The sequence below is a fragment of the Jezberella sp. genome (genome assembly GCF_964834465.1).
The window spans coordinates 1-14091 of sequence record NZ_CBAZRM010000006.1 but is presented as its reverse complement, the minus strand read 5'-3'; the positions used below and the strand labels follow the sequence as shown (position 1 = coordinate 14091).

15 protein-coding genes are annotated in these 14091 nt (G+C 52.6%); 14 read left to right on the top strand and 1 reads right to left on the bottom strand.

Annotation, left to right across the window (positions count from 1 at the left end; all coding sequences use genetic code 11):
- The first annotated feature begins 35 nt into the window (after nucleotides 1-35).
- The 14 genes from fabD (at nucleotide 36) to recO (ending at nucleotide 12770) form a co-directional block, all read left to right on the top strand.
- Nucleotides 36-974, top strand: coding sequence for an ACP S-malonyltransferase (gene fabD / locus AC1W8Y_RS05765; RefSeq protein WP_482013524.1), 939 nt, complete (start codon nucleotides 36-38; stop codon nucleotides 972-974).
- A gap of 12 nt (nucleotides 975-986) precedes the next feature.
- Entirely contained in the window at nucleotides 987-1730 is a 744-nt protein-coding gene (gene fabG / locus AC1W8Y_RS05760; RefSeq protein ID WP_482013523.1) for a 3-oxoacyl-ACP reductase FabG, read from the top strand.
- A gap of 59 nt (nucleotides 1731-1789) precedes the next feature.
- Nucleotides 1790-2026 carry an acyl carrier protein gene (gene acpP / locus AC1W8Y_RS05755; RefSeq protein ID WP_482013522.1) on the top strand — a complete coding sequence of 79 codons (237 nt, stop codon included), beginning with the start codon at nucleotides 1790-1792 and terminating at the stop codon, nucleotides 2024-2026.
- Nucleotides 2027-2120: 94 nt separating this feature from the next.
- Nucleotides 2121-3350 carry a beta-ketoacyl-ACP synthase II gene (fabF, locus tag AC1W8Y_RS05750; protein ID WP_482013521.1) on the top strand — a complete coding sequence of 410 codons (1230 nt, stop codon included), beginning with the start codon at nucleotides 2121-2123 and terminating at the stop codon, nucleotides 3348-3350.
- A gap of 1 nt (nucleotide 3351) precedes the next feature.
- On the top strand, nucleotides 3352-3864 hold the full coding sequence (locus AC1W8Y_RS05745) for a hypothetical protein (RefSeq protein WP_482013520.1): 513 nt from the start codon (nucleotides 3352-3354) through the stop codon (nucleotides 3862-3864).
- Nucleotides 3861-4460: an RNA polymerase sigma factor RpoE gene (gene rpoE, locus AC1W8Y_RS05740; RefSeq protein WP_482013519.1), complete on the top strand. Its 600-nt coding sequence runs from the start codon at nucleotides 3861-3863 to the stop codon at nucleotides 4458-4460. Before AC1W8Y_RS05745 ends, rpoE begins: the two co-directional genes overlap by 4 nt.
- 11 nt (nucleotides 4461-4471) lie before the next feature.
- Complete coding sequence (locus AC1W8Y_RS05735) at nucleotides 4472-5035, top strand: sigma-E factor negative regulatory protein (RefSeq protein ID WP_482013518.1); 564 nt, start codon at nucleotides 4472-4474, stop codon at nucleotides 5033-5035.
- Nucleotides 5032-6039, top strand: coding sequence for a MucB/RseB C-terminal domain-containing protein (locus AC1W8Y_RS05730; protein ID WP_482013517.1), 1008 nt, complete (start codon nucleotides 5032-5034; stop codon nucleotides 6037-6039). The genes AC1W8Y_RS05735 and AC1W8Y_RS05730 overlap by 4 nt, the downstream gene beginning before the upstream one ends.
- Before the next feature lie 121 nt (nucleotides 6040-6160).
- Complete coding sequence (locus tag AC1W8Y_RS05725) at nucleotides 6161-7636, top strand: Do family serine endopeptidase (protein WP_482013666.1); 1476 nt, start codon at nucleotides 6161-6163, stop codon at nucleotides 7634-7636.
- Between the two features lie 159 nt (nucleotides 7637-7795).
- Nucleotides 7796-9589: a translation elongation factor 4 gene (gene lepA, locus AC1W8Y_RS05720; protein WP_482013516.1), complete on the top strand. Its 1794-nt coding sequence runs from the start codon at nucleotides 7796-7798 to the stop codon at nucleotides 9587-9589.
- Nucleotides 9590-9612: 23 nt separating this feature from the next.
- The gene (lepB, locus tag AC1W8Y_RS05715) at nucleotides 9613-10500 is read left to right on the top strand and encodes a signal peptidase I (protein ID WP_482013515.1); all 888 of its coding nucleotides are present in this window, start codon (nucleotides 9613-9615) and stop codon (nucleotides 10498-10500) included.
- Complete coding sequence (gene rnc / locus AC1W8Y_RS05710; RefSeq protein ID WP_482013514.1) at nucleotides 10500-11258, top strand: ribonuclease III; 759 nt, start codon at nucleotides 10500-10502, stop codon at nucleotides 11256-11258. Before lepB ends, rnc begins: the two co-directional genes overlap by 1 nt.
- A complete protein-coding gene (era, locus tag AC1W8Y_RS05705) occupies nucleotides 11255-12154 on the top strand; it encodes a GTPase Era (RefSeq protein WP_482013513.1) in 900 nt (299 codons plus the stop codon). Before rnc ends, era begins: the two co-directional genes overlap by 4 nt.
- On the top strand, nucleotides 12147-12770 hold the full coding sequence (recO, locus tag AC1W8Y_RS05700; RefSeq protein WP_482013512.1) for a DNA repair protein RecO: 624 nt from the start codon (nucleotides 12147-12149) through the stop codon (nucleotides 12768-12770). Before era ends, recO begins: the two co-directional genes overlap by 8 nt.
- Here the strand turns inward: recO and AC1W8Y_RS05695 are convergent.
- The gene (locus tag AC1W8Y_RS05695) at nucleotides 12731-13789 is read right to left on the bottom strand and encodes an alcohol dehydrogenase (protein ID WP_482013511.1); all 1059 of its coding nucleotides are present in this window, start codon (nucleotides 13787-13789) and stop codon (nucleotides 12731-12733) included. The genes recO and AC1W8Y_RS05695 overlap by 40 nt on opposite strands.
- Between the last annotated feature and the right edge of the window lie 302 nt (nucleotides 13790-14091).

Genomic DNA, 14091 nt, shown 5'->3' with positions numbered 1-14091 from the left:
CCCGCATTAATTTGTAAATTTTAAAAAATACCGTGATGAAATTTGCGTTTGTATTTCCTGGTCAAGGGTCGCAGTCAGTTGGCATGCTTGATGCTTGGACAGATCATCCTGAGGTGGCTCGCGTTGTATCCGAGGCTTCTGAGGCACTGGGCACTGATTTGGCTGCGTTGATGGCCACCGGCCCAGCCGAAGAGCTCAACCTCACCACGAATACTCAACCCGTGATGTTGACCGCAGGCTTAGCGACCTATCAAGCTTGGCTTTCTGCCGGTGGTCCTCAGGCCAGCGTCATGGCAGGCCATAGCTTGGGTGAGTATGCAGCATTGACGGCGTCAGGGGTATTGTCGCTGGCCGATGCGGTGAGACTTGTTAGAGTTCGTGCCGATGCGATGCAGGCGGCTGTGCCAGTGGGCACGGGTGCCATGGCGGCTGTGCTCGGTCTTGAAGATCAGGTGGTGCGTGATGCTTGTTTGGCTGCGGCTGAAGGTGAAGTCGTCGAAGCGGTTAATTACAACGCCCCAATGCAAGTGGTGATTGCGGGACACGCAACGGCCGTGCAAAGGGCAATGGCAGCAGCGAAGGCCGCCGGCGCTAAGCGTGCCATACAGCTGCCCGTATCTGCTCCTTTTCATTCAAGTTTGTTAAAGCCAGCAGCAGATGTTCTGCAAGTTGCCCTAGCAAAGCTGACCTTGAAATCCCCTTTGATCCCAGTGATCAATAACGTTGATGTGGCGATGCCAAATGAGCCGGCGGCAATTGTTGATGCTTTGATCAGACAGGCCTGGCATCCCGTACGATGGGTAGAAATTATTCAGGCGATGAAGGCGATGGGCATCACCCATATCGTTGAATGCGGTCCTGGCAAGGTGTTGTCAGGCTTGGTCAAACGCATTGACCCTGACCTTCAATCCTTTGCGGTGACCGATCCCGATTCGATGCAAGCGGCGATCGAGGCCGTCAAGCTAGGCGCCTGATTGCACGCGTCAATGGAAAAAAACATGGAACTCAAAGACAAGATAGCCCTGGTCACAGGCGCCTCGAGAGGCATTGGTAAGGCCATTGCCCTAGAGCTCGCCAGCCGCGGTGCTGTGGTGACTGGTACCTCAACCACAGAACCAGGTGCCGCTGAAGTGACAGCGATGCTCAAACCCTATGGCGGGCAAGGGGTCGTTCTCAATGTGACGGATGCCGCCGGCTGTGATGCACTCGTCGATAGCCTGAGCAAAGCAGGTGGGGTTGCAATTCTGGTGAATAACGCCGGTATTACGCGCGACAATTTATCGATGAGAATGAAAGATGACGAATGGGATTCGGTGATCGATACGAATTTGAAATCGGTCTTTCGCTTGAGCCGTGCCGTGATGAAACCGATGATGAAAGCGCGATGGGGCAGAATCATCAACATCACGTCTGTTGTTGGGTCAAGTGGTAATCCCGGCCAAGCAAACTATGCGGCATCCAAAGCAGGTGTTGCAGGGATGAGTCGCGCCCTCGCTCGCGAGCTGGGAAGCCGCAACGTGACGGTGAATTGCGTTGCTCCTGGTTTCATTGAAACAGATATGACCAAAGCGTTGGATGATCAACAGACTGCCGCGTTGCTCGGGCAAATTCCGCTGGGTCGTTTAGGTTCAGCAGCTGATATTGCACACGCGGTATCCTTTTTGGCTTCACCCTCGGCCGCCTATATCACAGGGATTACCCTCCATGTGAACGGCGGAATGTATTTGTAACCAGTTTTTTTTTCCCCGCTTCGCTATAATGCGCGGGACTTTTCCTTTTGGAGATCTGCATGGAAAGCATCGAACAGCGCGTCAAGAAGATTGTCGCTGAACAACTTGGCGTTAACGAAGCCGAGATCAAAAACGCGTCTTCATTCCTTGACGACCTCGGTGCCGATTCGCTCGATATGGTCGAGTTGGTCATGGCACTTGAAGATGAGTTCGAGACTGAAATCCCTGACGAAGAAGCTGAAAAAATTACGACTGTTCAACAGGCCGTTGATTACATCACTTCACATTCGGCCTAATCGCCGTTTCAGGTTGGATTGGTTGCTGCCCTGCAGCGCCGATCCTCTTGGGTCAATGTGGTACGTTGACCCTCAAGTATGTAAGGAGTAGTCTGTGAAACGACGCGTCGTCATTACGGGCTTAGGCATTGTCAGCCCAGTAGGCAATGACATCGCCACAGCTTGGGACAATATCGTCAATGGTCGATCTGGGATTGGGCGCATCACGCGATTTGATCCTGCTGCTTTCAACTCGCACATTGCGGGCGAAGTCAAAGCGTTTGACGTCAGTGCTTATGTTCCTGTCAAAGAAGCTCGTACGATGGATACCTTCATCCATTACGGCATCGCTGCGGGTGTTCAAGCCTGGAAAGATGCGGGGTTGACCATCACTGAAGAGAATGCAGATCGTGTTGGGGTCATTGTTGGCTCTGGCATTGGCGGACTGCAGCGCATTGAAGAGACACACTCTGACTACTTAGAGCGTGGCCCTCGGCGGATTTCACCGTTTTTCGTGCCAGCATCTCTCATCAATTTGATTTCAGGGCATCTCAGCATCATGCTGGGGTTGAAGGGCCCGTCCTACGCGGTTGTCTCGGCTTGTACCACCGGTCTGCACTCGATCGGTGATGCTGCTCGACTCATTGAGTATGGTGACGCCGATGTGATGGTGGCAGGCGGGGCCGAATCGACGGTGTCACCGCTGGGCATCGGCGGTTTTGCCGCCATGCGTGCGCTATCGACCCGTAATGATGATCCAACCACCGCTTCGCGGCCGTGGGATGTCGATCGGGATGGCTTTGTGCTGGGTGAGGGTGCTGGCGTTTTGGTGCTTGAAGAATACGAACACGCTAAGCAGCGTGGCGCAAAAATTTACGGCGAGTTCGCTGGCTATGGAATGAGCTCGGATGCGCATCACATCACGGCACCAGACCGCGACGGGCCGCGTCGCGGGATTGCACTTGCGTTGCGCAACGGGGCAATCAATCCCGATCAGGTGCAATATGTCAACGCCCACGGGACGTCGACACCGTTAGGTGATAAAAATGAAACGGCAGCCTTGAAACTTGCGTTTGGTGATCACGCCAAGAACTTGGTGGTCAATTCGACCAAATCAATGACTGGGCATTTGTTAGGGGCGGCTGGTGGCATTGAGGCGGTGTTTACGACGCTTGCTGTGCATCACCAGATTTCACCACCAACGATTAACATCTTTAATCAAGACCCTGAGTGCGATTTGGATTATTGTGCTAACACGGCTCGAGACATGAAAATCGACGTCGCACTATCAAATTCATTCGGATTTGGGGGTACCAACGGATCAATGGCTGTGCGTCGAATCTAATTTGACCGATCCATTAGCAAGATTACGGCTTACTGTTGCGTTGGATATACCACGCACGGTAAGCCGAATTCGTTTCTGGCTGGCTGTCTTTATCGCAACGTCGACCGCCGCCACGTTAATTTTCAACGATGCCCCGTTGGCTGCCATCGTGTTTTCAGCGCTAGCGCCTATCTTGATTCAAAATAAGTGGGAACAAATGGTGAAAAAAAAGGTCAATGGATGGTCTTTGCTGCTTGACTCACAGCGAGACTGGCGTTTGCGAGGCCCGCGCGGGGATCTCCAAACGGTGGTGTTGTCTCAGTGTATAAAGAGTGTGTTTGGGTATTATCTGACATTGATACCAGCGGGTGAGTGCGACCAAGGTACAAAAAATGCCAGAAAATCAGTCAATGTCATGGTTTGGCGAACCGCTTTCCATCCATACGATCAACAGGTATTTCGTTATTTTTCAATGCTGACTAACTGGCGACAACGGCAGGGTGACCGATTGCGGTACTTCGGAGATAAGGTTTGAGTGAACGAGATGTTGACGCTGAACTTGTCGCCAGAGTTCAGCAAGGAGAACGTCAGGCATTTGATCTGCTGGTATTGAAATATCAGCGCAAAATCATTCGTCTGCTGTCTCGGATGGTCAGAGACCCTTCAGAGGTAGAGGACGTTGCGCAAGAAGCCTTTATCAAGGCCTATCGCGCCTTGCCTCAATTTCGAGGCGAAAGTGCCTTTTACACCTGGCTGTATCGAATTGCCATCAATACCGGCCGTAATTGGTTAGCCAGTAATAGCCGCCGTCCCAGCGCGCCGAATGCGTATGAGAACGAAGATGGTGAAACTTTTAACGAAACTGACAACCTAACAGATAACAATACGCCCGAATCCGCGATGGCGAGCCGAGAAATCGCGGAAACCGTCAACAAAAGTATCGAAGATTTACCTGAAGATCTTCGGACGGCGATCGTACTGAGAGAGATTGAAGGGATGAGCTATGAAGATATCGCTGCAACGATGAACTGCCCGATCGGGACGGTTCGTTCGCGTATTTTCAGAGCTCGGGAAGCTATTGCAGCAAAGTTGCGGCCCGTTCTGGGTGGCAACGGCGACAAACGTTGGTAGGAGATCACATTATGACCAAATCCGCGAACCCGATACACGAGAAACTCATCCTCGATGAGCACTTAGCACAATCGATTTCCGCTTGGATGGATGGCGACCTGGAAACCGAGTTGCCCCCAGCTGCGATGTCTGAAGGTGCTCGTCAAACATGGCAAACCTACCATTTGATCGGTGATGTCTTGCGTACACCAGCATTGGCTGTGCCGGTCAGTTCTTCGTTTGAAGAGCGTCTGACGAAGGCGCTTGCCCAAGAAGCTGTTGTGCTTGCCCCCAGATCAATTGCGCCTGCACCCACGAACAAGCAGAGCTTGTGGCGTCAGTATGGTGTGTCATCGTTTGCCATGGCAGCCGCAGTGGCAGCTGTGGTTTGGGTCGTTAAACCTTTCTTTGCACCAGATATGGGGCCTGCATCGGGGCAAGCGAGCATTGCTTTGTCTAAACCTGCTGTCTCTGCGGTGACTGCAGCCTCAGCTGACGCCACCGAGTCGTCCATTGCGCCCGATTACGTGGCTGCCCACCGACAGCTTGCCGGCCCTGCCGCTGTCAGACAAGTATCGTTTGGTGGCATAAAGTGATTCTCAAGCATAAAGGCGGGGTCAAAGGGTGTGTGGCAATCGTCATCGCGCTATGGTTGGCCCCAGCGCACGCTCAATCCTCGGTTGAGGCAGCAGGGCGTCAACCTTGGCCTGAAAACGCGGCGTTGTTAGTGATGATGCAGCGTGCTGCTCATCAATTAAATTATCGGGGCGTGTTCGCTTATCAGCATGGCCATACCATGCAGTCTTCCCGAATTATTCACACGTTCGATGGCAAGGATGAACGTGAGCGTCTCGAACAGTTAGACGGAAAGCCTCGAGAGTCTCTTCGTTTAAACAATGAGGTGCGTGAGTTGATTCCAGAGGCACAGATCATTAGGCATCAGCGTCGGCAGGGCGATTTGTTTCCCGGTTTGCTGCTTTCCGATCCAGGCGCCATTGATCATCACTACCGGATTCAGGTGCGCCCCGATTTGAATCGGGTCGCCGGGCGGGCGTGTCGGGTCGTGGATATCATCCCCAAGGACGATTACCGATTTGGCTACCGGTTGTGTGCAGACGATGAGACAGGATTGTTGCTCAGGGCGCGAACCGTGTCAGACGAAGCCCGTCTCATTGAACAAATTTCTTTTGCACAATTGACGATCAATCCCCACATTACCGACAAAGATCTTGAGCCGTCCTGGCCAATTGATACTTGGCGAACGATTGAACCGAACGAGAAACCCGTTGATCTCTTCGCCCTCGGGTGGCGGATCCCAGCACCACCGGGCTTTGTTTCAACGCTTCAAGTCAGTCGAGTATTTGCCGGTGACCGGTTGGTGAATCAACTGATTTTGTCCGATGGTCTGGCGACGATCTCAATTTTTATTGAACCTTATCACGAAGAGCGGTCTGACTATAAGCCTCATGGTCCTGCACGTAACGGATCGGTGAACTTGTACGGCGTGCAAGTGGGGCATTTTTGGTTGACAGTGTTGGGTGAGGTTCCTGCTCGCGCCGTCGAACAGATCGCAACATCGATTAAATATCAGCCTGAGTAACGCCGCGCATACTTCGCGGCCCTAGCAATTAACGGAGTTCAAGATGCAAAATATGTATCGTTTATCTTGTCATCTGCCTCGCCAGATGACCCATCGTACGTTGGTGACGCTGGGTTTGACAATGGCGCTGCTCGTTGGCGTCTGTGTGATCAATCCAACTATTTCGCATGCTCAAAATACCGTGCCGATGCCGACGGTGGCGTTGCCGGATTTCACAAGCATCGTTGAAAAGGTTGAGCCTGCGGTTGTCAATATCCGCACCTCAGCAATGGTGGCAGTGCGACAACCGGGCTTTGGACCCGGTGGCGGGCAAGATCCCTACGAGGCTTTCCGTCACTTTTTTGGCCCAGACTTTCAAATGCCGGGGATGCCACCACTTCCCCCTCAAGGAAAGCCCGGTCCTCAAGGTAAAAACCAACCTGAACCAGAACAACGATCCGTGCCACGTGGTATTGGCACCGGCTTTTTTATCTCTGAGGATGGCTATATTCTGACCAACTACCACGTGGTCGATGGTGCTTCAGAGATCATGGTCACCGTCCCCGGTGGCAAGGAATATAAAGCAAAGGTTATTGGTAGCGATCAACGCTCAGATGTTGCTTTGATCAAAATCAATGCAACGGGTATGACGGCGCTAGCAATTGGTAACCCCAAGTTGCTCAAAAAGGGCCAGTGGGTGCTTGCCATCGGATCACCGTTTGGGCTTGAGTCTACCGTCACCTCAGGTATCGTCAGCGCCATTGGTCGCGATACAGGTGAGTATTTGCCCTTTATCCAAACCGATGTAGCCGTTAATCCGGGCAATTCCGGCGGCCCGTTACTCAATCTGAATGGCGAAGTTGTTGGGATCAATTCGCAGATTGTGTCCCGCAGTGGCGGCTATATGGGTGTGTCTCTGTCGATTCCAATTGATGAGGCTATGCTGGTTGTTGACCAGTTACGCTCGAATGGCAAAGTTACCCGCGGTCGTATCGGCGTACAAATTGGCGAGGTGACTAAGGAAGTCTCAGAGGCGTTGGGTTTGCCTCGTGCAGAGGGGGCGATGGTGAGTGGCGTTGAGGCCGACACACCGGCTGATAAAGCGGGTGTTCAACCAGGTGACGTGATCCTCAAATTCAATGGTAAATCGATCGTGAAATGGTCTGATTTGCCGCGCTTGGTGGGTGAGACCAAGCCAGGCACCAAATCATCGCTTGAAGTCTGGCGTAAAGGTAAACCAATGACGCTGAGCGTGACCGTTGCTCAGATGAAGGTCACGGATAAGGCGGCTGAAAAGGAAGCCACTCCCGAGGATAAAAAGACCGAAAAAACCACCGAAGTATTGGGGATGACGGTCATTGCAGTACCCGCCGAGCAACAGAAGAAGTTGCGCATCAAAGGTGGCGCTTTGGTCAACCAGGCTACTGGTTTGGCTGCCGCAGCAGGCATTGCTGAGGGCGACATCATTCTGGCCGTCAACGACATCGATGTGACCGGCCCGGAGCAGCTCGCTAAGACAATCGGGTCAACCGACAAGAACAAGCCCGTTGGTTTGATGGTTCGCCGAGGTGAGCAAACGCAGTGGATGGTGATTCGGCAGGGTAAAAGCGAAGAATAGTTGCAGATATTGCCAGTAAGTTGGGCGGCGACCAATATTTCTATGCAGAAAGGCTAGAATAGGGGTTTGCCGCATCGTAAGGGGCGTTTATCGCCCCTTTTGCTCGATTGGCAGCCTTCGTTAGGCTCGCCCAGGCGGCTAGACTTCTTCTCAGGCGTTATGCAGCACATCCGCAATTTCTCGATTATTGCCCATATTGACCATGGCAAATCCACCCTCGCAGATCGTTTAATTCAGCGCTGTGGCGGTCTTGCAGACCGTGAGATGTCAGCCCAGGTTCTTGATTCAATGGATATTGAGCGCGAGCGCGGGATCACCATCAAAGCTCAAACGGCAGCCTTGCAGTACAAGGCTGCAGATGGTCAGATCTATGCGCTTAATTTGATTGACACGCCTGGTCACGTCGATTTCTCATACGAGGTGAGCCGGTCCTTGTCGGCCTGCGAGGGGGCGTTATTGGTCGTCGATGCATCTCAAGGGGTAGAAGCGCAGACGGTTGCCAACTGTTACACCGCGATCGAGCTAGGGGTTGAAGTTGTCCCCATCCTGAATAAAATGGATTTGGCGTCTGCCAATCCCGAAGGTGCACGCGAAGAAATTGAAGATGTGATCGGCATCGACGCCACCGATGCGATCTTAGCGAGTGCTAAGACTGGCATGGGGATCGACGAAATCCTCGAAGCGGTTGTTGCGCGAATCCCAGCCCCGGTGGGTGATCCGACAGCACCGTTGCAGGCTTTGATTATCGACTCATGGTTCGATAACTACGTTGGTGTGGTGATGCTGGTTCGAATCGTGAATGGCAAATTAAAGCCTAAAGATAAAATTTTGTTTATGGCCACCGGTGCGGCTCATTTGTGCGAACAGATTGGGGTCTTTACACCCAAGTCGCAACCCCGTGTTGAACTGTCTGCGGGTGAAGTCGGATTTGTCATTGCTGGGATCAAAGATCTGGCCGATGCCAAAGTGGGCGATACGATCACGATTGCCGGTAAGCCCGCTGACCGTGCGCTGCCTGGGTTTAAAGAAGTCAAGCCACAGGTCTTTGCAGGTCTTTATCCCGTTGAAAGCAGCGAGTATGATCAACTACGTGACTCGCTCGAGAAGCTCAAACTCAACGACGCGGCGCTGATGTTTGAGCCTGAGGTTTCTCAAGCACTCGGGTTTGGTTTCAGATGTGGCTTTCTGGGCCTGTTGCACATGGAGATCGTGCAAGAGCGGCTCGAGCGTGAATTCGATATGGACATCATCACCACTGCCCCGTCGGTGGTGTACGAGGTCTTGCAACGCGATGGCACCGTGATTCATATCGAGAGCCCCTCGCGCATGCCCGAGGTTGGTAAACTGGAAGAGGTTCGCGAGCCGATCGTCACGGTGACGCTTTTCATGCCGCAAGAATATGTTGGTGCGGTGATGACGTTGTGTAACAGTAAGCGCGGCAATCAGCTCGATATGACCTATCACGGCCGCCAAGTGCACTTGCACTATGAGATCCCGCTAGCTGAAATCGTGCTTGATTTTTTTGATAAGTTAAAGTCGGTGTCGCGCGGCTACGCGTCGATGGATTACGAGTTTAAAGAGTATCGTTCGGCTGATGTGGTTCGGGTGGATGTTTTGATTAACACGGACAAGGTCGACGCCTTATCCACCATCTGTCACCGCTCGAACGCGAGATACCGTGGCCGTGAAGTCGTTTCCAAAATGCGCGAGCTGATCCCCCGGCAAATGTACGATGTGGCCATTCAGGCGGCGATTGGTGCAGAAATCATCGCGCGCGAAAACGTCAAGGCATTGCGCAAGAACGTCTTGGCGAAGTGCTATGGCGGTGATATCAGCCGAAAGAAAAAGCTGCTTGAAAAACAAAAGGCAGGTAAGAAGCGCATGAAGCAAGTCGGTAGTGTTGAAATCCCGCAAGAGGCCTTCTTGGCCATCTTGCAGGTAGAAGATAAATAAAATTTTTGCCACTCAGGTCAACTATGAATTGGAATTTCGCACTGATATTGTTCATCCTCTTGGTGTTTACTGGAGTGATTTACGGTCTTGATTATTTCTGGCTTCGCCGTGCACGAGCCGCGAGAGTCGAGCAGGCCCTGGCGAACGCCAGGCCCAATTGGGCTGGATTATCGACAGAAGAGGCACAAGGTTACGAGACTGAGTTGCGAGCTACTCAAGGCCGCACGAATTGGTTGGTCGAGTACGCAGTGAGCTTTTTTCCGGTGATTTTGTTCGTGTTTGTCTTACGCTCGTTTGTGGTCGAACCCTTTCGAATCCCCTCAGGGTCGATGTTGCCGACGCTTGAGTCCGGTGATTTGATTTTGGTGAATAAATTCACGTATGGGATCAGGTTGCCCATCTTGAACGAGAAAATTATCCCCGTGAGTTCCCCCAAACGCGGTGATGTGATGGTGTTTAGATATCCAGTCGACCCCAGCCTTGATTACATTAAACGCGTCGTCGGTTTGCCAGGCGATGAACTCGCTTACCTGGATAAAAAGCTCTTTATCAATGGCAAAGAAGTCGTTCGAACCAAAGCGGGCGAATACTTTGAGCCTGATCGCGTTGCTTACACTGCTGAATATAATGAGCAGTTGGGCGATGTTAATCACAAAATACTGCTTGATGAGCGAAAATATCAGGATTTGTCTCCAACCTGGAATTTCCCTGACCGTAAAAACTGCGAGTATCTTAGCAATGGTGTCAAATGCACCATCCCGGCGGGCAGTTACTTTATGATGGGCGATAATCGGGATAACAGTCTGGACGGGCGCTATTGGGGTTTTGTCCCTGATCGCAATATTGTTGGACGCGCTTTTGTTATTTGGATGAACTTTGGCAGCCTGGGCCGCATCGGTACTTTTAACTAATGTCACTCGCCGTACTTGAATCCTCGATCGACTACACCTTCAAAAAGCCTGCTCTGCTTGAGCAGGCTTTGACGCATCGCAGTCACGGGGCAAGGCACAATGAGCGGCTCGAGTTTTTGGGCGACTCAGTGCTTAACGTGGCTGTGTCGGCATTGCTGTTCACGCACTATGGTTCGTTAGACGAGGGGGATCTCTCTCGGGTCAGAGCGAACTTGGTGAAGCAGGCGTCTTTAGCTGATATTGCACAGAAGCTTGATTTATCCCGGTATTTGCGCCTAGGCGAAGGTGAACTCAAGAGTGGCGGTTTTAGACGGCCTTCGATCTTGGCCGACACGTTCGAGGCAGTGCTTGCGGCGGTCTTTCTTGACGGCGGCTTTGAGGCGGCCAAACATGTGATCGAGAGTCTGTATGTTCCGATCCTGGCGAGCGTTGATCCGTTGACCTTAGGCAAGGATGCCAAGACGTTGCTACAAGAGTTTTTACAAAGTCGCAAGCTCGCCTTGCCGATTTATAGTGTGATTGCGACACACGGCGCCGCGCATAGTCAGCAGTTTGAGGTCGAGTGCAGCGTGCCTATTCTTGATCTTAAGTTGGTAGCGGCAGGATCCAGTCGTCGGGCTGCAGAACAGTCTGCCGCCAAACTCACGCTTGAAGCTGCACTGGCAGCCAATCCGGCACCCGCCAAAAAGCGCGCCAGCCGTGCGCGTAAAACTACTCAGTTAACCTTACCCGTTGCGGTCGCTCAGGAACTCAAATGACAGATGCGACAGCACCCGCCCACCGTTGTGGTTTTATCGCAGTGGTGGGGCGACCGAACGTTGGCAAGTCGACGTTGACCAACGCCTTGATTGGCAGCAAGATCTCCATCGTTTCGCGCAAAGCGCAAACGACCAGACACCGCATTCAGGGCGTGCTGACGCGCGATGACGAACAATTCGTGTTTGTCGATACCCCCGGGTTTCAGACACGGCATGGCGGTGCCATGAACAAGATGATGAATCGCGTCGTCACCCAGACTTTGGCTGACGTGGATGTCGTGCTGTTCGTGGTCGAAGCAGGCAAATGGTCGCCTGGTGATGCCAAACTGCTGTCTCTCTTGCATGCGCCAGCGCGAACGATTTTGGTGATCAGTAAGATTGACGAGATAAAAAATCGTGACGAACTGTATCCCTTTGTCGGTGGCATTGTGGCCCAGTACCCTTTCGATGCCGTGGTGCCGGTCAGCGCCAACAAAAAGCATCAGCTGGATCAGTTGCTCGATGAGATCGCCAAGCGTCTGCCCGAAAATGAACCATTTTTTGAAGCAGATACATTGACTGACCGTTCGATGCGATTTATCGCGGCTGAACTGATTCGCGAAAAAATCTTCCGCTTGGTCGGCGATGAGCTACCTTATGCCTGTACGGTCATGATTGAGCTTTGGGATGAGACCGATAAAGGGGCTCAGATTTCTGCATGCGTTATTGTCGAACGCGACAGCCATCGCCCCATTTTGTTAGGGGCGGGCGGTGGTCACATGAAACGTATTGCATCGGAAGCCAGACAAGATATCGCCAAACTGCTGGATAAGCCGGTGCACTTAGAGGTGTACGTCAAAGTTCGCAAAGGCTGGGCAGATAAAGAGAGCAGTCTGCGCGACCTGGGCTATGAATAAACGCACGCAACGCGTGCATGAAGTACCAGGCTATGTGTTGCATTCAACCGCCTGGCGAGAAACCTCCCTCATTCTTCAAACTTTTACCCGAGATCATGGCTGGGTCACCATGGTCGCAAAAGGGGCCAAACGACCTCATTCTGCGTTGAGGTCGGTACTGTCGGTGTTTCAACCGTTGTTGCTATCTTGGACAGGTGCGGGTGAGGTGAAGACGTTGACGCGTGCCGAGTGTGCAGGTATCCATGCCTTGACGGGGCCTGCCATGATGTCCTGTTGGTATCTCAACGAATTGCTCTTTCGCTTGTTGCCTCGTGAAGATGCTCATCCTGGTTTATTCGATGTCTACGTGACAACCTTGCAGCGACTGGCAGCAGGTGATGCTGCGGCAGGTGCTTTACGTCGTTTTGAATGGATACTATTGAGAGAGACAGGATACGGTCTGGATGTTGAAGAGCCAGACTTCAATGACCCGCAAAAAGAGCCTGAACTACGTACGCTGTTGCGTGAGCAACTGACTGAACACCTGGCGGGTAAGCCCTTGGCTACTCGACAGGTGTTTCTTGCACTACAAAAATATCAGGCAGTCAAAACAGCCCGACCTGTGACCTTACCCTGATGCAGTGATGACAGAACAGCATCCGCTTCACTGAGGTTGTGACGAGTCACTTGAATCGGCTTGACCTTACCCGCCCTTACCAACGCCATCAAGTCATGAAACTCTTGTAGTGAGCCGACATAGCTGCCGATGATGTGCATCGCCCGCATGGGGATAAACGCGATCGGCCATGGCGAAGCACCACCGAACAAACCAACAATAATCAGTTTGCCACCTTTGATGATGCTGTCGAAACCGATTTGCGTGGTTGAGGGGGCACCTACCAAATCGATGACCGCTTGAACCATTTTGCCACCGTTGGCTTTGATGATTTGCTGTGCGGCATCGGGTGCATTGCCATCAATGGCAGCTATCGCGCCCGCGTCGAGCGCCGCTTGGCGTTTAACGGGATCGATATCGACCACGATAGCGCCCGCGCCACCCTGCGCTTTGACGAGCTCAAGACACATGAGCCCGAGGCCACCTGCGCCCATGATGACAATGGGATGGTTCTGAAAGGTTTTGGCCCCGACTTTGTTCAACGCACTGTACGTTGTCAGCCCTGAACAGGCATAAGGGGCCGTTGTTGCTGGATCCAAGTCACCAATATCAATCAGGTATCGTGCATCGGGCACGACGATATGGTCTGCATATCCGCCGTCACGATAAACGCCCAAGTATTGAGGGGCGGAGCAATGGTTTTCCATGCCATCCTGACAGGCCACGCATTTGCCGCAACCAATCCAGGGGAACACCACATAGTTTTTACCCTTTTCGACGCCCGTGGCTTCGGGGCCCAGCGAGACGACGGTACCGACTGTTTCATGCCCCATCGCCAAGGGTAGGTTGATACCACGATCTTTTAGCGAAAGGCGTTTGCCATGACCCAGGTCATAACCGCCTTCCCAAATATGCAGGTCGCTATGGCAAACACCCGCCGCGCGCACTTGTAGCAATACTTGCGTACCTGTGGGCGCTGGGGTAGGGCGGTCTACCATCTGCAGGGCTTGTTGGAAGTTGATGACGCAATAACATTTCATGACTTTGTCTCCGTCTATATTTTTAAGAATAGCAATTGGTATTGTGACATAACCTGGTTCATCGCGACGGCCTCAGCTCGGTGAGGCAATGTTGATCATTAAAACCAGCCGCTCAACGATATCGGGCTGAACACAAAATTGTTTTAATACCTGCTGAACTCTCCCCATGCCTAAAGGCAGGGGGTTCTGGAGGCAGATTGCGAGGGGTTCGCGGGCTCTCGCATTGACCTTGCGGCCTCTGCTACAACATCCCGCGCGTGACCACGCACAAACCTCTTTCGACGTGCGATCCGGTCTGACGG